The sequence below is a fragment of the Kitasatospora purpeofusca genome, from assembly GCF_034043715.1.
In the GTDB taxonomy this organism is placed as follows: domain Bacteria; phylum Actinomycetota; class Actinomycetes; order Streptomycetales; family Streptomycetaceae; genus Kitasatospora; species Kitasatospora purpeofusca_A.
The window spans coordinates 11,898-29,779 of the sequence record NZ_JAXCLC010000007.1 but is presented as its reverse complement, the minus strand read 5'-3'; the positions used below and the strand labels follow the sequence as shown (position 1 = coordinate 29,779).

Genomic DNA, 17,882 nt, shown 5'->3' with positions numbered 1-17,882 from the left:
TTCCACGCAGGTCGGACCGTCTCTAACGTCGCTGTCATGACGACGCATCAGCCTGTTCGTGGGCCCGCCTCCGACACCGACACCGAAACCGGCACCGACACCGACACCGACACCGACACCACAGAGATCGCGAACACCCCGACCGCTCGCGCCGGGCGACGGGGACCGGACGGTGGCGACGGTTGGCTCTTCCTGTCCGAGGCGCTGCGCACATTCCGGCGGACGGGCGCGGTGGCACCGAGCGGGGTGGATCTGGTGAACGCGTTGGCGATCCCGGCGACGAGCCGCCCGGACCAGCCGCTCTCGGTGCTGGAGGTGGGTGCCGGGACGGGCGCGGTGACGCGGCGGCTGGTCCGGGTGCTGCGGGCGGGAGACCGGTTGCATGTGGTGGAGCCCAATCCCCGGTTCGCCCAACGGCTGCGGGCGGACGAGGAGTTGGCCCGGCGCGGGGGAAAGCTGGACCTGCGGCTGTCGACATGCCGGGTGCAGGAGCTCCCGGGCTGCGGCCCACCCGACGCCGGGGACGGGGCGCACGGCGACGGTCGGTCGGGAGCGACGGCCGAACGGTACGACGTGATCGTGTCGGGGCTGCCGTTCACCAACTTCGAGCCGGCGGAGGTGCGGCGCATCCTCGATCTCTATCTGCGGCTGCTGGTGCCGGGAGGCGAGCTGACGTACTTCGCATACCTGGGGACGTCGGCGGCACGGCTGCTGACGTCCGGCCCCCGGCAGAGTGCGCGGCACCGGGCGGTGGCGCGGTTACTGCGCCGGTTCGAGGAGGAGTACGGGCTGGGGAGCCGGGTGGTGTGGCGGAACGTCCCCCCGGCGCGGGCCCACTTGCTGCGCGCACCGGGTGGGAGCCGGTCGGCGACGGGCTCGGGGCCCGCGAGCGCGGCGGTGGGTGCACCGGTTGCGGGCCAACCGGGTGCGGCCGTCACGAGCGTCGACAGTTCGGCGGGCGGGGCCGCGGCGTCCGCTCGATGATGGACCGGCGCCCCCGACGCGGCGGCGGGCCGGCTGGCAGGCCGAGCAGTGGATCAAGCAGTGCGTTGAGCAGCGAAGAAGCATCGGGCAGTAGGTCGAGCAGCGAGGAGTCCGCCATGACAGTCACGATCCGTGACGCCGAAGGTGCCACCCGGTTCGAGGCGTGGTCGGACGGCACTCTGGCCGGGTTCGCCGAGTACCTGCGCAGCGACGGGCTGGTGGTGTACCCGCACACGGTGGTCGAGCCCGCGTACGAGGGGCAGGGCATCGGCGGGGCGCTGGCGCGGGCGGCCCTGGACGACGCGCGGGCGCGGGGGCTGGCGGTCCTGGCGACGTGCCCGTTCATCAAGGGGTGGATGCTCCGGCATCCCGAGTACGTCGACCTGGCGTACGAGAACCGCAGCCGGGTGAGCGACTGATGGCCGCCGTCAGCCGCGCAGGCACCGAGGGCGCGGGCGGCACCGAGGGCATGCGTGACGCCGGGCGCGCGGGTGAGAGCGGGAGCGGAAGGGCAGCGGGTGGGCGCGGCAGCGGCGCCCGGGCCTACCGGGGCGACGGGATCACGGTGTCCTTCGACGCCCGGCTGTGCCGGCATGCCGCCGAGTGCGTGCACGGGCTGCCCGCGGTGTTCGACACGGCGCGGCGGCCGTGGATCATGCCGGACGCCGCCGAGCCGGGGGTGATCGCCGAAGTGGTGCGCCGCTGTCCGACGGGAGCGCTGGCCTACCGGCTGGCGGACGGCGGGGCGGAGCTCCCGGAGCGGCCGACCGCGGTGCGGCGTGCGGCCGACGGGCGGCTGCTGGTCCGAGGCGAACTGCGGGTGACGGACGCGTCGGGCGAGGTCCGGGAGACACCGCGGGCGATGCTGTGCGGTTGCGGCCGGAGCGCGGAGCCGCCGTACTGCGACCGGAGCGGGGAGTGCGGCGTGCACAAGGGATGAGGCCCTCCCATCGGTACGCGGCGGCCAAGGCCTGAATGGCCCCGCGCCTCCCGGCGCCCGCCCTAGAGCCCGCCCCGCAGCGCCTCTGCAGCCAGATCCGGGCCCAGCGATCGACAAATAACAGCGAACAGATTTCAGATGACAGATTTTGAATTCTGTCACTCGCTGTGTCATCGTTGACCCATGTCCACCACCCAGAACTCCCAGCACCTCCCCCCGCGCAAGCTCGGCGCCACCGGCCCGACGGTCTCCACCCTCGGCCTCGGCTGCATGGGCATGTCGGACCTCTACGGACCCGCCGACGAGGCCGAAAGCGTCGCGACCATCCACGCCGCCCTCGACGCCGGCGTCACCCTGCTCGACACCGGCGACTTCTACGGCATGGGCCACAACGAGCTGCTGATCCACGAGGCGCTGCGCGGCCGCGACCGCGAGGACGTCCGGATCAGCGTGAAGTTCGGCGCCCAGCGCAGCCCGGACGGCCAGTGGCTCGGCTACGACGCCCGCCCGGCGGCGGTCAAGACCGCCCTCGCCTACACCCTGCGCCGTCTGCGCACCGACCACATCGACATCTACCGCCCCGCCCGACTGGACCCGGCCGTGCCGGTCGAGGAGACCGTCGGCGCGATCGCCGAGCTGGTCCAGGCCGGCTACGTCCGCCACATCGGCCTCTCCGAGGTCGGCGCCGACACCCTGCGCCGGGCCGCCGCCGTCCACCCGATCAGTGACCTCCAGATCGAGTACTCGCTCATCTCCCGCTCCGTCGAGACCGGGATCCTGCCCGCCGCGCGCGAGCTCGGCATCGGCGTCACCGCCTACGGTGTGCTCTCGCGCGGCCTGCTCAGCGGCCACTGGCAGAACGACCGGGAACTGTCCGGCACCGACTTCCGCGGCCACAGCCCCCGCTTCCAGGGCGACAACCTCGCCCACAACCTCCGGCTCGTCGACGCCCTGCGCACGGTCGCCGCCGAACGGAACGCCACCGTCGCGCAGATCGCGATCGCCTGGGTCGCCTCGCGCGGCGAGGACGTCGTCCCGCTGGTCGGCGCCCGCCGCCGCGACCGCCTCACCGAGGCCCTCGGAGCGCTCGACGTGACCCTCACCGAGGCCGACCTCGCGGCCATCGAGGCGGCGGTCCCCGCCGGGTCCGCGGCCGGCGACAGGTACGCTGCCGCCCAGATGGCCCATCTCGACAGCGAGCACTGAGCGCGGTCGCGGCCGCGTCGGCAGCCCGCTCCGGGCGGGCCGTCAGCACCCGTACCAGCCGCCGACCGCCCGGCCGACCGACGGCCCCGCCCTCGACCGGCTGCCGCCCGGCAGACCGTCCACCCGCCGCACCCCGGCGGGCGGACGCCTCACCCGTAAGGACGTACCGCCCCGTGAGCACGGACAGCGCACTCACCGCCGAGCAGATCCTGAGCGCGACGGAGGACGTCCTCAGGCGGTTCGGCCCGGCGAAGGCCACCGTCGTCGACGTCGCCCGCACGCTCGGCGTCAGCCACGGCAGCGTCTACCGCTTCTTCCCGAGCAAGGCGGCGCTGCGCGAGGCCGTCACCGAACGCTGGCTCGCCCAGGCCCACGACGAGCTGCGCCTCATCGCCACCGGGCCCGGGCCGGCCGCCGAGCGCCTGCACCGCTGGCTGACCGCGCTCTTCGCCGCCAAGCGCCGGAAGGCCTTCGACGACCCTCAGCTGTTCGCGACGTACATGACGCTGGTCGGCGAGAACAGCCGCACGGTCGAGACCCACATCGGGACGCTGATCGCCCAGATCGCCGATATCGTCCGGGCCGGCGTGGAGAGCAAGGAGTTCCACTCCGCCCCCACCGACCCGACCGTCCACATCGGCCCGACCGCCCGCGCCGTGTTCGAGGCGACCGCCCACTTCCACGACCCCGCCCATGCGGCGAGCTGGTCCGACCCGGCCGCCGACGAGCGGTTCGAGGCCCTCTGGCGGCTCATCCTCGGCGGCCTGGCGGCCAGGGCCTGAGCCCTCCCCCGCGCAACCCTCCCCCGCGCGGCGCCACCCACCTGCCGCATGTTCCTCCCGCACCCACCCGCTGGACACGACAGACCGGACACGACGGACCGGCCGCGCCGTCTTCCGCGCGGCCGGTCCGACCAGTCGTCCCGATCCTTCGCCCCGGCCCGCCGTCAGTCGCGGGAGTTGCCGAAGACGACCCGGTAGAGAATCAGCAGCACCAGGGCGCCACCGATCGCGGAGGCCCACGTCGCCAGGTCGAAGAACTGCGCCGTCACCGGCCGGTCCAGGAACTTCGCGGAGATCCATCCGCCGACGAAGGAGCCGGCGACACCGATCAGGGTGGTCACGACCAGGCCCCCCGGGTCCCGCCCCGGCAGCAGCAGCTTGGCCAGGGCCCCGGCCACCAGGCCAAGCACGATCCATGCGACGAAGCTCATGCGTCCAACCGCCCTCCGAGCCGTACGGCGGCCCCGTGCACGCCGTACTGCCTGCAGGGACGCCGCACCACCGCCGGACGGTTCCGCGCCCGGCACCTCCGCGCGCGAAGGCCCGCGGCCCGCGGTCCACCGCTGGCGTGGCGCCCTTCTCGGGACCCGACTGCCCCGGAATACTGCGGCCATGCGCATCCTGATCGCCACCGCCGGCTCACGGGGCGACGTCGCTCCGTTCACCGGACTCGGCGCCCGCCTCCACGCGGCCGGCCATCAGGTGGCCTTCGCCACCCACACCACCTTCGCCGAATCCGTCCGCGCCTGCGGACTGGAGTTCCGCCCGCTGCCGATCGACCCGCGCGCCGAACTCGCCTCCGCCCACGGCCAACAGCTCCTGCGGGCCGGATCCGGGCCACTCGGCATCATCCAACTGATGCGCCTCGCCCGCGCGTTCATGCCCGCCCTCGGCGTCGGGATCGCCGCCGCGGCAGAACCCGGCGCCGACCTCCTCCTCACCACCAGCACCACCGCCGACCTGGGGCAGGCCGTCGCCGAGGCCGCCGGCATCCCGAACATCGCCCTCCACCTCCAACCCCTCACCCCCACACGCGAGTTCGCCCCGGCCGTCACCGGCACCCGATCCCTCGGCGGACCGGGCAACCTGCTCGCCGGCCACGCCGTGCAGTCCGCCGTCGACCGGCTCTTCGCCCCCGCCGTGCACGGCCTCCGCCGCCAACTCGGCTTACCCGCAAGCTCCGTAGCACATGGCCGCCGGCATCGCACCGTGCTGCACGGCTTCTCACCACGAGTCGTCCCCCGCCCCGCCGACTGGCACCCGTCCCTCGGCGTCACCGGCTACTGGTGGCCCCGGACCGACCCCGACTGGCAACCCCCGTACCGCCTCCTGGACTTCCTCGCCGCCGGACCGCCACCCGTGTACATCGGCTTCGGCAGCCTCGTCGTCCCGGACCCCGAACGGCTCACCGCCACCGTCCTCGCCGCCGTCCGTGCCGCCCGCGTCCGCGCCGTCGTCCAGTCCGGCTGGAGCGGCCTCGCCGCACCCGAGGACAACGACGACGTCCTCACCATCGGCGACACCCCGCACGACTGGCTCTTCCCCCGCATGGCCGCCACCGTCCACCACGCCGGCGCCGGCACCACCGCCGCCACCCTCCGCGCCGGCACCCCCACCATCCCCGTCCCCGCCCAACTCGACGCCCCCTTCTGGTCCGCCCGCCTCACCCGCCTCGGCACCTCCCCCGGCCCGATCCCCCTCCCCCGCCTCACCGCCCCCCGCCTCGCCACCGCCATCCGCCAGACCCTCGACAACCCCCACCACCGCACCCACGCCCACACCCTCGCCTCGGCCCTCGCCACCGAGGACGGCCCGGCCGGCGTCCTGGCCACCATCGACCGCCTGGCCCGATAGCCCCGAACCGGCCGGGAACTCGTCGAAGCGCACCCCCATCGTCCGGCGCAGTGAATTCGGCGATACGTTCAGAAGACCCCTCGCGCGTACGGGGAATGCTCGCGAACACGGCATCAAGAGGAGGCGGCATGAACTACCGGCCGGGGCGGCGACAGGTCCTTGGTGGAGTCGCGGCGGTCGCGACAGTCACCGTCCTCTCCAGTGGAGGACGCGCCCTCGCGCAGGGAACACACGCACGTGGCGGCGAACTCGCCGATCAGTTCGGCGCGCTCGAAGGGTTGCACTCCGCACGACTGGGGGTCTTCGCCCAAAACGCCGCCACCGGACGGAGGGTGGCGTATCGCGCGGACGAACTGTTCCCCATGTGCTCCACGTTCAAGACGATCGCCGTGGCCGCGGTGCTGAGGGACCTCGATCAGGACGGCACGTTCCTCGCCGAACGACTGCACTACACGACGAGGGATGTAGCGGAATCAGGCTACGCGCCGATCACGGGCCTGCCCGCGAACCTCGAAGCCGGCATGACGGTCGAGGAGCTGTGTGCGGCGGCCATCCAGTACAGCGACAACACCGCCGCCAACCTCCTCCTCCGTGAACTCGGCGGCCCGGAAGCGATCACCCGGTTCTGCCGCTCCGTCGGCGACCGAGTGACCCGGCTCGACCGCTGGGAGCCCGCACTGAACTCCGCCGAACCAGGCCGCCCCACCGACACGTCGAGCCCTCGCGCCCTCGGCCTCACCTACGCCCGACTCACCCTCGGCAAGGCCCTCGACACGGCCGACAGGCAGCGGCTGACCAGTTGGCTACTGACCAACACCACCGGCACCAACCGCCTGCGCGCCGGACTGCCGACAACCTGGGCCGTCGCAGAGAAGACCGGCACCGGCAGCTACGGCACCACCAACGATGTCGGAATCACCTGGCCCCCGGCGGGAGGCCCGATCGTGGTGGCCGTGCTCTCCACCAAGAACGCCGCCGACGCGTCGGCCGATGAACCACTGATCGCCGAGACCGCCAGGCTGGCCGCCGCTGCACTGGCCTAGCATCCGACACGCCCGCACACCGGCTACCGCCGTCGAAGGAGACTCGCCATGGCTCGCCTGCCCTCGATCTTCGTGCCCAGTAGCCTGACATTGACCCACACTCTCGCCGGATTGCGAAGAATGCCCGATTCAAAGGAAGTTACCAAAACCGCCACTCGCGCGTGACAACACCCCAGCTCACGAACTCTGCTCCCCGCACATGCGGGGTTGGTCCCAAGTCCCGAGGGCCCGGCCGGAGAGGTCCATTCTGCTCCCCGCACATGCGGGGTTGGTCCCGTCTCCATCACCGCCTCCCCGCCGATCTGCAGCTGCTCCCCGCACATGCGGGGTTGGTCCCCCGGACGCCCCGCTGCCCCGGTGGGCCGGTGTCTGCTCCCCGCACATGCGGGGTTGGTCCCCCGGGGTTGGCCTTGGCCCAGGTGGCCGGGTCCTGCTCCCCGCACATGCGGGGTTGGTCCCGGGCGCGGCAAGACGAAGTTGACGTTCGAGCTCTGCTCCCCGCGCATGCGGGGTTGGTCCCTGGGACACGGTCAAGAACGCCACCTCGGCCGCCTGCTCCCCGCGCATGCGGGGTTGGTCCCTGGGACACGGTCAAGAACGCCACCTCGGCCGCCTGCTCCCCGCGCATGTGGGGTTGGTCCCAGTGCCGTCACGGCTCTCGAGCAGGTGGTCTCCTGCTCCCCGCGCATGCGGGGTTGGCCCCGATCCCCATGCCGATCTTCTCGAAGGTGCTCATCTGCTCCCCGCGCATGCGGGGTTGGTCCCAGCAGGTCGCGGCGCATCCGCTCGAACTCCTCCTGCTCCCCGCGCATGCGGGGTTGGCCCCCGGCGAACGACGCCCCGGACCTCGTAGACGAACTGCTCCCCACGCATGCGGGGAGGGCCGTTCACATCACATCCTCGAAATACAATGGGCAGCCGATCCCTGCGGTACGCGGGGATGATCCCTGTGTGACTGCCCTCGCGGCACCAGCGGACCTCTGCTCCCCGTGCATGCGGGGTTGGCCACCCGAACCCCATCCCTGGAATCGGAAGGCCTGTCTTTTTCGCCACTCCGATGGGGATCTGTCGTCCGCATCGTCGCGAACGCGCCTGCTTGCCATGACCTGTCTCGACAACTGTGTTACTGCCTCCGCACCAACAGCTACATTCCAACAAGTCATTCCGCTCTTTTCGGTACATCTCTGCGCATACTGGGCGCCAGGTCCAGCGCTCGCCACCGAGTCGTTTCGACTCCGACGGCGCTGCCGCAATCGCGGCCTCGACCTCCGATCTGATCAACGGAGAACCACATGACGTCCAAGCCAATGCCGTTCAGCCTCAGCCGCCACGGAGAGATGACACTGCTGAGCCTGCTCGCCGTCTGCGTGGCGGCTGGTGCGGGGTCGAGCGCCCCAGCCGACGTCGGCGTCCGGCTCGGTGTCGCCACCCTGGTTGCCCTGGTAGTTGTCGCGGCTGCGGCTGGGCCGGCACGCCGCCGCGGGTCCCAGCAGGATTCGTAGTCCCCTGCGCCGCACCGGGCCCGACCCACCGTCGGGCCCGGTGCGGGGGCAACGGCCCGATCTTGTCGGGTCATATGAAGCGCCATGGTTTCGGCGTGAACGGGCCGGGTCCAGGCCGTTCGGGGCGGCGGTGTACTCGTTCATGGCGGGTGTTCTTCGGTGAGTTCGGGAGCCACTTCGGCGAGTTGGGGAGCCACTGATCGGCCGACCTGCCGGGTCTGGGCGGAACGTCCGAGAAGGCTTGGCCGGGGCGCCGACAGCTTGTGGTCGCGAGCCCGGGCGGCCCCTGGATCGAGGACGAGGAAGAGTTCTCCCCGGTCCGGTCCTCGCACTCGTCGAGGGTGTTGCCGAGGCCGAGGTGATCCGGCGGTTCGGCGGCGGCCCCGAGCCGCGCGCCTTCTGGTGGCTGACGAGATCTACGATCCTCAGCCGATCCGGGGGCAGGTGCTTCGGGCTCCTGCTCGGATCAACGGTGACAGGGGCGTGCACTACGCGGTCGACGGCGACCTCGTCGTCCACGGGGAACCCTACGGACCGCCCGGATCGCCCAGATTGGTGCGCGGGCGGTGTTCTCACGCGTGCTGTGGCGTGGCGTGCAGTCCTTCGAGGAGTGTGGCCAGGTAGCGGTGCGCGGTGTCGATCCGGTCGGCGGGTGTGCCGTCGTGGACGTTGACCGCGTAGGCGATGCCGCACATGAGCGGGACGAGGTCGGCGGCGGCCAGATCGCGGCGGACCGCCCCGGCGTCGTGGGCCCGGTCGAGGAGCGCGCCGCCGACCGACTGGAGCTCTTCCTTGAGTTCCGTGGTTCGCGGCAGGGTGTCGGTGGCTGCGGCGGCGACCGGGGCCAAGGACGCGTCGGTGACCTGCGCTTCGACAGTGCGGAACAGGAAGGCCTCGAGTGCGCGCCAGGGGTCGGTGTCGGCCAGCGCGTGCCGGCCGTGGGCGACCAGGGCTTCGAGGCAGGGAGTGGCGACGGTCTCCAGCAGCGCCTCGGGGGTGGCGAAGTGCCGGTAGACGGTGCCGACTCCGAGTCCGGCGCGGCCGGCGACGTCGTTCAGCTGCAATGGTGTGCCCTGGTCGACCAGCGCGCGGGCGACGGCGACGATCCGGTCCCAGTTGCGGGCCGCGTCCTTGCGCAGGGGCGTCGTCATAGGGGCCATGTTAACCGGATTCCCCATCCGGATGATGCCGCCGCCGGCACCCGCACCGCCTCTCGGGTCAGGAGACCGTGAGAGGTGCGTGCCGTTCACTGAGCCGGCGCACGTCCTGGGCGACGCGGGCGTCCGTGGCTGCGCGCAGCGGCGCCACCGGCTGCGCGCGGGCTCCGATGACGATGCCGGTCCGACCCGCAAGGGCGGTGTCGGTGGCGGCGACGATCGAAGGCCGTGCGGCCAGGGATGCCGGACCCGAGGTGGAGCGTTCGAACTTGCGGCGTACCAGTGGCCACAGCAGCCGCAGGGCCGGTGAGACGATCTTCGGGTCGGTCATGGTGCCGTTGGTCATGTCGGTCGCGGCGCCTCCGGGATCGGCCGCGAAGACCGAGACGCCCGTGCCTTCCAGTCGGGTGGCCAGGTCGAACGTGTAGGCGAGGTTGGCGAGCTTGGCGCGGCCGTACCAGTGGAAACCGTAGTAGCCGCCGGGCGGCTCGACCGTGTCGAAGGACCTCTTCGCGAGCCCGACCGCACTCGATGTCACGTTGACGATCCTGCTCGGGGCCCCGGCCGTCAGCGTGGGCAGTAGCAGTTCCGTCAGCAGGTAGGGCGAGAGGTGGTTGACGACGAACGACGCTTCGATCCCGTCCAGGGTCTGCCGTTCGGGGAACATCGCCCCGACGTTGTTGACCAGCACGGTCAGCGGTTCGCCGCGGGCGGCGTGCTCGGCGGCGATCCGGTCGGCGAGCGCGCGCACCTGGTCGAGCGAGCCGAGGTCGGCGGGCAGGAACCGTGCGGGGAGCGCCGGGTTCGTCGCGTTGATGCGGTCGACCGCCTGGGCGCCCCGGCCGGTGTTGCGTCCGACCACGGTGACCGAGAACCCGGCGTCGGCCAGGCCCAGGGCCGTCTCCAGTCCTATGCCGGCTGTCCCCGCCGTCACCAGAGCCGTCTTCGTCATGCGCTCCTCCATCCAGTCATTCGGATAGTTCATCCGCTTGTCGGGACCGTAGCACACAATCGGATGATGTATCCGCTTAGGGATGCCGGGCGGCGGGGAAGGGCCCCTGACCGGCGCCCGCAGGTGCCACTGCCGGCCCGCGGGCCGACCGTCGAAGACAGCGCGGGAAGGCCAAGCAAATAGGGCCGCCAGAATTCAATTCCGATCAGGTCCGATCACTCCCGGTCGATCAATCAGTGCCCACCCGTAGGCCCTGTTGAATGGCGGCGTGACTGGAACGCCTACCCGTCCAGACCTGTCCGCGGGGTTGTCCGATGCCGCTCGCACCGTCTGGGCCAAGTCCGACCGGGACACCTCCGGGTGGATGCCGCTGTGGCGGCACATGGCGGACAGCGGGGCTGTCGCGGGGTTGCTGTGGGACGAGTGGCTTCCGCGGAATGTGCGGGAGTTGATCGCCGCGGCGCTCGGGGACAGCCAGGAGTCGGCGCGGGAACTCGCGGTGTGGCTGGCGACCACGCACGACGTGGGGAAGGCCACGCCCGCGTTCGCCTGTCAGGTCGACGGACTCGCCGACCGGATGCGGGCGGCCGGGCTGGCGATGCGCGACCCGAAGCAGTACGGGGACGACCGGCGGACGGCTCCGCACGGGCTCGCGGGTCAACTGATCATTCAGGAATGGCTGGTGGAGCGGCACGGGTGGGCGCACCGGAGCGCCGGGCAGTTGGCGGCGGTGGTCGGCGGACACCACGGAGTGCCGCCGGGGCACGGGCAGTTGCACGACCTCGAACTGCGGGAGGACCTGATCCGCACGCCCGGAGCGAGTGAAACGCTCTGGCGCGCTGTGCAGTTCGAGCTGCTCGACACGTGCACGGCGGTGCTCGGCGCCGACCGCCTGCTGACGACCGTCAAGGGTGTCAAGCTCCCGCAGCCCGTCCAGGTGCTGCTGACCGGTGTCGTCATCATGGCCGACTGGATCGCCAGCAATCCCGACCTCTTCCCCTACTTCCCGCAGGAGCGCCCCCGTTCGGAGGAGGAGCGGATCCGGTCCGCCTGGGCCGGGTTGAACCTTCCGCCCGTCTGGGAGGCCGGGGATCCCCCGCTGACGGCGAACGAGCTGCTCGAAGCCCGCTTCGAGCTGCCCGCCGGGGCGACACCCCGGCCGGTTCAGGAGGAGGCTGTCCGGCTGGCGCGCGAACTGCCCGTGCCGGGGCTGCTGGTGATCGAGGCGCCGATGGGCGAGGGGAAGACGGAGGCCGCGCTCGCCGTCACCGAGATCTTCGCCGCCCGGACCGGCGCCGGCGGGTGCTACGTCGCGCTGCCGACCCGCGCGACCGCCAACGCGATGTTCCCCCGCCTCACCGCATGGCTGGACCACCTGCCCGCGGACGGGGACGAGCGGGCGGTGTTCCTCGCCCATGCGAAAGCCGCGCTCAACGACGAGTACGCGGGCATGATGGCCACCGACCGGCGCCGGATCGCGGCCGTGGACACGGACGGATCGCAGGGTTCCGGGCATCGCGCGCGGCGGAAGAACGCCGGGCTGATCGCCCACCAGTGGTTGCGCGGACGCAAGAAGGGCATGCTCGCCTCCTTCGCGGTCGGGACGATCGACCAGGTGCTGTTCGCCGGTCTCAAGAACCGGCATCTCGCGCTGCGCCATCTCGCGCTCGCCGGCAAGGTCGTCGTGATCGACGAGGTGCACGCCAACGACGCCTACATGAACACCTACCTGGAGCGGGTGCTCTCCTGGCTGGGCGCCTACCGGGTACCGGTGGTGATGCTGTCGGCCACCCTGCCGGCCGCCACCCGGCGCGCCCTGGTGCGGGCGTACTGCGGAACGGTGACGGCGCCGGAAGAAGCCGAAGGGGCCGCCGGGGAACTCGGCTATCCCCTGCTCACCGCCGTCGCGCCGGGACACCCTCCCCTGACGCGCCGCCCCGGGGCCGACGCCGCCCGTCGGACCACCGTCCTTCTCGAACGGCTGGACGACGACCTCGCCGTGCTCACCGACCGCCTGGCGGCCGAGCTTGCCGACGGGGGCTGCGCGCTGGTCGTCCGCAACACCGTCGACCGCGTCCTGGCGGCTGCCGAGCGGCTGCGCGAGCGGTTCGGGGACGAGGCCGTCACCGTCGCGCACGCGCGCTTCGTCGACCTCGACCGGGCACGGAAGGACGACGGCCTGCTGGCCCGGTTCGGCCCCGCCGGGGACCGGCCGCGCGGGCCGCACGTCGTGGTCGCCAGCCAGGTGGCGGAGCAGTCGCTCGACGTCGACTTCGATCTCCTGGTCACGGACCTGTGCCCGGTGGACCTCATGCTCCAGCGCATGGGCCGACTGCACCGCCACCGCCGCGGCGAGGGGCAGCGCGCCCGGCCGGCGCGGCTGCGGACGGCGCGCTGCCTGGTCACCGGCGTGGACTGGGCGGCGCAACCGCTGCCGGGCCCGGCGAAGGGCTCGGTGTCCGTCTACGGCCCGCACCACCTGCTGCGCTCGGCCGCCGTGCTGTGGCCGCACCTGGCGGAGAACGTCCCCCTGACGCTCCCGGACGGCATCAACGCGCTCGTCCAGCGCGCCTACGGCGGCGAACCGCTCGGCCCGCCCGCCTGGTCCGGCGCGATGGCCGAGGCGGCGGAGGAACAGCGACTCGCGGATGCCGCGCAGACCGCCCGGGCCGAAGTGTTCCGGCTCGGCGAGGTGCGGCGGCCGGGGCGGTCCCTGGTGGGCTGGCTGGACGCCGGGGTGGGCGACGTGGACGACCAGCGTTCCGGCCAGGCCCAGGTCCGGGACGGCGAGGAGAGCCTGGAGGTGATGGTCGCGATGCGCCACCCCGACGGCAGCCTCACCACTCTCCCCTGGTTGGACCGGGGCCGCGGCGGCCTGCCGCTGCCGACCGAGACGGTGCCCGCCTGGAACGCCGCCCAGGCCCTCGCGGCCAGCAGCCTGCGGCTCCCCTACCACTTCTCCAAGCCCTGGGTGATCGACAAGGCGATCAAGGAGCTGGAACGGCTGTACATCCCCGCGTGGCAGGTCAAGGAGTGTCCGCAGCTCGACGGCGAGCTGGTGCTGCTGCTCGACGAGCACGGCCGGGCCGAACTGGCGGGTTTCGAGCTGGACTACAACCCGAGCGACGGCCTGGCAGTGCACCCGGCCGGCGCCCGCGAGGTGAGGTTGGTGAAGAACGTGCCGTCGTTCGACCTGGTCGCCCGCCCCTGGCTGCCGGTGCGGCGGCTGGACGGTACGACCGCCGAGCTGTCGCTGCGCGAGGTGTTCACCGAAGCGGCCACGGTCCGCCGGCTGGTCGGAGACGTGCCGACGCAGGAGTTCGCGCTGATGCGGCTGTTGCTGGCGATCCTGCACGACGCGGTGGACGGGCCCGCCGAACTGGAGCACTGGGAGGAGCTGTGGGAGGACCCCGGCGCCTTCGCCGTCGTCGGCCGCTACCTCGACCGGCACCGTGAACACTTCGACCTGTTGCACCCGGTGAGCCCGTTCTTCCAGGTCCCGGATCTGCGCACCGGGAAGAACGAAGTCGCCTCGCTGAACCGGCTGGTGGCCGATGTGCCGAACGGCGACCCGTTCTTCTCCATGCGGATGCCGTCCGTCGACCGGCTCACCTTCGCCGAGGCGGCGCGCTGGCTGGTGCACGCGCACGCCTTCGACACCTCGGGGATCAAGTCGGCCGCGGCGGGTGACGGTCGGGCGAAGGGTGGGAAGGTGTACCCGCTGGGCACGGGGTGGGCGGGCGGTCTCGGCGGCATCCTCGCCGAAGGGGACGACCTGCGGGAGACCCTCCTCCTCAACCTGGTGGCCGCGGACACCACCGGCGCCCGCTTCCGCCCGGACGACCGGCCGGCCTGGCGGCGCGGCCCGTACGGCCCGGAGGCCGACCCGGAGGCGGCGGACCCCTCGCAGCGCCCGTCCGGACCACGCGACCTGTACACCTGGCAGTCCCGACGGATCCGGCTGCACCACGACGGGAGCGCGGTGACCGGGGCGGTGCTCTCCTACGGGGACCCGCTCGCGGCCCACGACCGCCGGTTCACCGAGCCGCTCACCGGCTGGCGGCGCAGTCGGCCCCAGGAGAAGAAGCTCGGCCGGGTGCCGGTGTACCTGCCCCGTCAGCACGATCCGGCGCGTTCGGCATGGCGCGGTCTGCCCGCGCTTCTGCAGAAGGAGACCGCATCGAAGGCCGCGAAGCCCGGTGAACCAGCGGAGTACCTGAGCCCGTTGGTGCTGGAGTGGGTGGCCCGGCTGACCACGGAGCGAGCGCTGGAGCGCGGGCGCCTGATCCGCGCCCGGACGATCGGCGCGGTGTACGGGACCCAGCAGTCGGTGTTCGACGAGGTCGTGGACGACAGCGTCGCCCTGGCGGTGGTCCTGATGCACCGACAGGACCGGCGCTACGGACGGCAGGCCGTGAGTGCGGTGGAGCACTCGGACAAGGCTGTCCAGGCGGTCGTCCACCTGGCGGCCGACCTGGCCGAGGCCACCGGTGCGGCGGTCGACGGGCCCAGGGCGGCGGCGGCCGAGCGCGGCTATGCCGACCTGGACGGCCCTTTCCGGCTCTGGATCGCGGAGTTGGGCCAGCGGACCGACCCCGAAGGGGCTTTGGCGGACTGGCAGGCGCAGGCCCGGAGCATCCTGTTCGCGCTGGGCGCCGAGTTGGTGGACACCGCCCCGCAGGCGGCCCGGGAGGGCCGGGTGGCGACCGGCCCGGGCGGCCGGATCTGGCTCAACGACACTCTGGCGTTCCGGCGGTTCGGCTTCGCGCTGGCCAGGGCCTTCCCCGGCCGGAACCCGCCCGACGGCCCTGCCGGGAACCACGACGACTCCCTGGAGAACGACGAGCGATGACCCCCGACCACGTACCGCCGCCCCGGCTCGCCGCTCTCGGACGGGCGGGCGCGGCGACGCGCGACCACATCGGCCAACTGCAGCGCGGCTACCGCGCCGACGAGGCCGCCGCCGTCGCCCGGGTCGCGCAGATCCGGCGTGGCGCGGGCCGGCCGATCGGCGCGCTGCCCGAACTGTGGGGCCTGACCGGCCTGGAGCGGCTCTATCCGCAGGGTCGGACCGGCTCCTCGGACGCCCTGGCCGAGAACGCGATGCACACGGCCGTCACCCTCTGGTCGCTGCACCAGCAGTCGCACCGCGAGACCGGGATGCACCGCACCAGTGGACCTCAACTGGGCGGAGCAGTCAGGCAGTTGATGCCAGCCGACGATATCGACGAGCCCTTGCGGAAGCGGTTCGTCCGGGCGGGCGCCGCGCCCACCTTCGACATCCTCGCGCAGCGGCTGCGGGAGATCGTCGTGCTGCTGCGCCGGGAGGCCGTCCCGCTGGACTACGGGCTGCTCGCCGACCAGCTGTACCGGTGGCAACTGCCGGACGGCCGGGGCGAGGTGAACAGGTCCTGGGGGCGCAGCTTCCACGCGTACCGGCGTCCGAGGAGCACCACGGACGGGACCTCCGCCGACCGGACCGGGAGCGACCATCCGGGCACCGACACCGACCCCGACACCGACAAGGACCAATCGTGAGCAGCCGGACCATCCTGGACATCCACATCCTGCAGACCGTGCCGCCGAGCAACCTCAACCGGGACGACACCGGTTCGCCCAAGTCGGCGGTGTACGGCGGCGTTCGGCGGGCCCGGGTGTCCAGTCAGGCGTGGAAGCGGGCGACCCGCAGGGCCTTCGACGGGCTGCTGGACCCGGCCGAGCTCGGGGTGCGCACCAAGAAGGTGGCGGAGCTGCTGGCGGCGCGGATCACCGCGCTGGGGGTGGGCCTCGAGGAGGCGGCGGCCTGGGAGGCGGCGGCCGACACGATCACGGCCGCGACGGGCGCCAAGGTGGCTCCGCCGACGCGGAAGGCGAAGAGCGAGGGTGACGATCCGGCGCCCGAGTCGCAGTACCTGATGTTCCTCAGCAGCCGGCAGCTGGACGCCCTGGCGGCGCTCGCCGCCGAGGGGTTGAAGGAGTCCGGCGGATTGAAGGAGTCCGGCGGGTTGAAGGAGTTCTTCAAGGGCAAGGAGAACAAGGCCCGCGCCCGCGAGGCGGCGAACACCCGCCATTCGGTGGACATCGCGCTGTTCGGCCGGATGGTCGCGGACGCCTCGGACATCAATGTGGACGCCGCCGCGCAGGTGGCCCACGCGATCAGCGTGCACGCGGTGGAGATCGAATCGGACTACTACACGGCCGTGGACGACCAGCGGTCCGAGGACGAGCCCGGCGCCGGCATGATCGGCACGGTCGACTTCAACTCGGCGACGCTGTACCGCTACGCGGCGGTGGACGTGGACCGGCTGCGGGCGAACCTCGGGGACGGGCTGCGCGCGGACGAACCGGCGGCGGAGCCGGTCCGGCGTGCGGTGGAGGCGTTCGTCGAGGCGTTCGTGATGTCGATCCCCACCGGCAAGATCAACACCTTCGCCAACCAGACCCTGCCGGACGCGGTGGTCGTCAAGCTCCGCTCGGCCCGGCCGATCAGCTTCGCCGGGGCGTTCGAGGAGGCCGTGCAGGCGGGTGGCGACGGCCTCACCGGTGGCCATGTCGCGGGCGCCTGTGCGGCGTTGGCCGCGTACGTGCCCGCGGTGGAGCGGGCCTTCGGCGCGGTGACCGAGGACAGCTGGGTGCTCAGGGTCGGCGAGCGGACGGCCGCGCTCTCGGGGCTCGGCACCGAGGTGGGGCTCGATGAGCTGGTCGGCGCGATCGGCGTGGCGGTGTCGAAGCGGCTGACGGGGTCGGCCGGGTGAGCGTGCTGCTGCTGCGGTTGGCCGGGCCCCTCCAGTCCTGGGGGGTCGCCGCGCGGTTCGTCCGGCGGACCACCGAGTCGGCGCCCACGAAGAGCGGGGTGCTGGGGATGCTCGCGGGAGCGCTCGGCCGGGACCGGGGCGAGGACTTGGCGGACCTGGCGGCGCTGCGGTTCGCGGTCCGCACCGACCAGCCGGGCACCCGCGTCCGGGACCTCCAGACGGCCCACCACGCGGACACCGGGAAGCCCATGCCGCTGTCCGAGCGGTTCTACCTCGCGGACGCGGTGTTCGTGGCCGCGCTGGAGGGGCCGGACGCGACGGTCGACGCGTTGGCGGCGGCGCTGCGCGCACCGGTGCACCTCCCGTACCTGGGCCGCCGCTCGTGCCCGCCGAGCGGGCCGGTCGACCTGGGGGTCCGGTCGGAGGCGGGGCTGCGGTCGGTGCTGGAGCGGGAGCCGTGGCAGGCGGCGCCCTGGTACCGGAGGCGTCACCACGCGGCGTCCGTGGCGCTGCCCGTCCAGGCCGACGCCGAACCGGGGGAACAGCCCCGGGCGGACCTGCTGCGGGACCTCCCGCTGAGCTTCGACCCCCGGCACCGCCGGTACGCGCTGCGCGGGGTGGTCTCCTTCGTCGTCAACGCGCCGACGCTCGCCGCCGAGCATGATCCGACGGCCCACCTGAACCTCCTGGAACCGGAATCGGTCTGA

14 protein-coding genes and 1 CRISPR repeat array are annotated in these 17,882 nt (G+C 72.6%); of the genes, 11 read left to right on the top strand and 3 right to left on the bottom strand.

All coding sequences use genetic code 11. The features are described from left to right. The first annotated feature begins 36 nt into the window (after nucleotides 1-36). The 5 genes from SM793_RS05450 to SM793_RS05430 all read left to right on the top strand — a co-directional run bounded on the left by SM793_RS05450 (nucleotide 37) and on the right by SM793_RS05430 (nucleotide 3,912). Nucleotides 37-984 (top strand): methyltransferase domain-containing protein, encoded by a 948-nt coding sequence (locus SM793_RS05450; RefSeq protein ID WP_320436857.1) that lies wholly within the window; start codon nucleotides 37-39, stop codon nucleotides 982-984. A gap of 116 nt (nucleotides 985-1,100) precedes the next feature. After that, nucleotides 1,101-1,403: a GNAT family N-acetyltransferase gene (locus SM793_RS05445; protein ID WP_320436856.1), complete on the top strand. Its 303-nt coding sequence runs from the start codon at nucleotides 1,101-1,103 to the stop codon at nucleotides 1,401-1,403. Continuing rightward, complete coding sequence (locus SM793_RS05440; protein WP_320436855.1) at nucleotides 1,403-1,924, top strand: (4Fe-4S)-binding protein; 522 nt, start codon at nucleotides 1,403-1,405, stop codon at nucleotides 1,922-1,924. Before SM793_RS05445 ends, SM793_RS05440 begins: the two co-directional genes overlap by 1 nt. 183 nt (nucleotides 1,925-2,107) lie before the next feature. Continuing rightward, a complete protein-coding gene (locus tag SM793_RS05435; protein ID WP_320436854.1) occupies nucleotides 2,108-3,130 on the top strand; it encodes an aldo/keto reductase in 1,023 nt (340 codons plus the stop codon). 173 nt (nucleotides 3,131-3,303) lie between these two features. Then, nucleotides 3,304-3,912, top strand: coding sequence for a TetR/AcrR family transcriptional regulator (locus SM793_RS05430; RefSeq protein WP_320436853.1), 609 nt, complete (start codon nucleotides 3,304-3,306; stop codon nucleotides 3,910-3,912). 164 nt (nucleotides 3,913-4,076) lie between these two features. On the opposite strand, the gene SM793_RS05425 is transcribed toward SM793_RS05430, so the two are convergent. Continuing rightward, entirely contained in the window at nucleotides 4,077-4,343 is a 267-nt protein-coding gene (locus SM793_RS05425) for a GlsB/YeaQ/YmgE family stress response membrane protein (RefSeq protein WP_320436852.1), read from the bottom strand. Between the two features lie 181 nt (nucleotides 4,344-4,524). Between SM793_RS05425 and SM793_RS05420 the strand changes: the two genes are divergently transcribed. Continuing rightward, complete coding sequence (locus SM793_RS05420; RefSeq protein WP_320436851.1) at nucleotides 4,525-5,766, top strand: glycosyltransferase; 1,242 nt, start codon at nucleotides 4,525-4,527, stop codon at nucleotides 5,764-5,766. 128 nt (nucleotides 5,767-5,894) lie between these two features. Then, nucleotides 5,895-6,809, top strand: coding sequence for a class A beta-lactamase (gene bla, locus SM793_RS05415; RefSeq protein WP_320436850.1), 915 nt, complete (start codon nucleotides 5,895-5,897; stop codon nucleotides 6,807-6,809). A gap of 186 nt (nucleotides 6,810-6,995) precedes the next feature. Then, a CRISPR array of direct repeats spans nucleotides 6,996-7,635; the repeat unit is 29 nt; unit sequence CTGCTCCCCGCACATGCGGGGTTGGTCCC. A 1,248-nt stretch (nucleotides 7,636-8,883) separates the two neighbouring features. Here bla and SM793_RS05410 read toward each other — a convergent pair. Together SM793_RS05410 and SM793_RS05405 are read right to left on the bottom strand one after the other, a co-directional pair. Then, nucleotides 8,884-9,462: a TetR/AcrR family transcriptional regulator gene (locus tag SM793_RS05410; RefSeq protein WP_320436849.1), complete on the bottom strand. Its 579-nt coding sequence runs from the start codon at nucleotides 9,460-9,462 to the stop codon at nucleotides 8,884-8,886. Nucleotides 9,463-9,529: 67 nt separating this feature from the next. After that, nucleotides 9,530-10,420 (bottom strand): SDR family NAD(P)-dependent oxidoreductase, encoded by an 891-nt coding sequence (locus SM793_RS05405; protein ID WP_320436848.1) that lies wholly within the window; start codon nucleotides 10,418-10,420, stop codon nucleotides 9,530-9,532. 307 nt (nucleotides 10,421-10,727) lie between these two features. Between SM793_RS05405 and casA the strand changes: the two genes are divergently transcribed. From casA to cas5e, 4 genes are read left to right on the top strand one after another with little or no spacing between them, the layout of a single operon-like run. Further along, nucleotides 10,728-15,272, top strand: a complete 4,545-nt coding sequence (gene casA / locus SM793_RS05400; protein WP_320436847.1) for a type I-E CRISPR-associated protein Cse1/CasA — start codon at nucleotides 10,728-10,730, stop codon at nucleotides 15,270-15,272. Then, nucleotides 15,269-15,958: a type I-E CRISPR-associated protein Cse2/CasB gene (casB, locus tag SM793_RS05395; RefSeq protein WP_320436846.1), complete on the top strand. Its 690-nt coding sequence runs from the start codon at nucleotides 15,269-15,271 to the stop codon at nucleotides 15,956-15,958. The genes casA and casB overlap by 4 nt, the downstream gene beginning before the upstream one ends. Next, nucleotides 15,952-17,175, top strand: coding sequence for a type I-E CRISPR-associated protein Cas7/Cse4/CasC (cas7e, locus tag SM793_RS05390; protein ID WP_320436975.1), 1,224 nt, complete (start codon nucleotides 15,952-15,954; stop codon nucleotides 17,173-17,175). The genes casB and cas7e overlap by 7 nt, the downstream gene beginning before the upstream one ends. Further along, on the top strand, nucleotides 17,172-17,882 hold the full coding sequence (cas5e, locus tag SM793_RS05385; RefSeq protein WP_320436845.1) for a type I-E CRISPR-associated protein Cas5/CasD: 711 nt from the start codon (nucleotides 17,172-17,174) through the stop codon (nucleotides 17,880-17,882). Before cas7e ends, cas5e begins: the two co-directional genes overlap by 4 nt.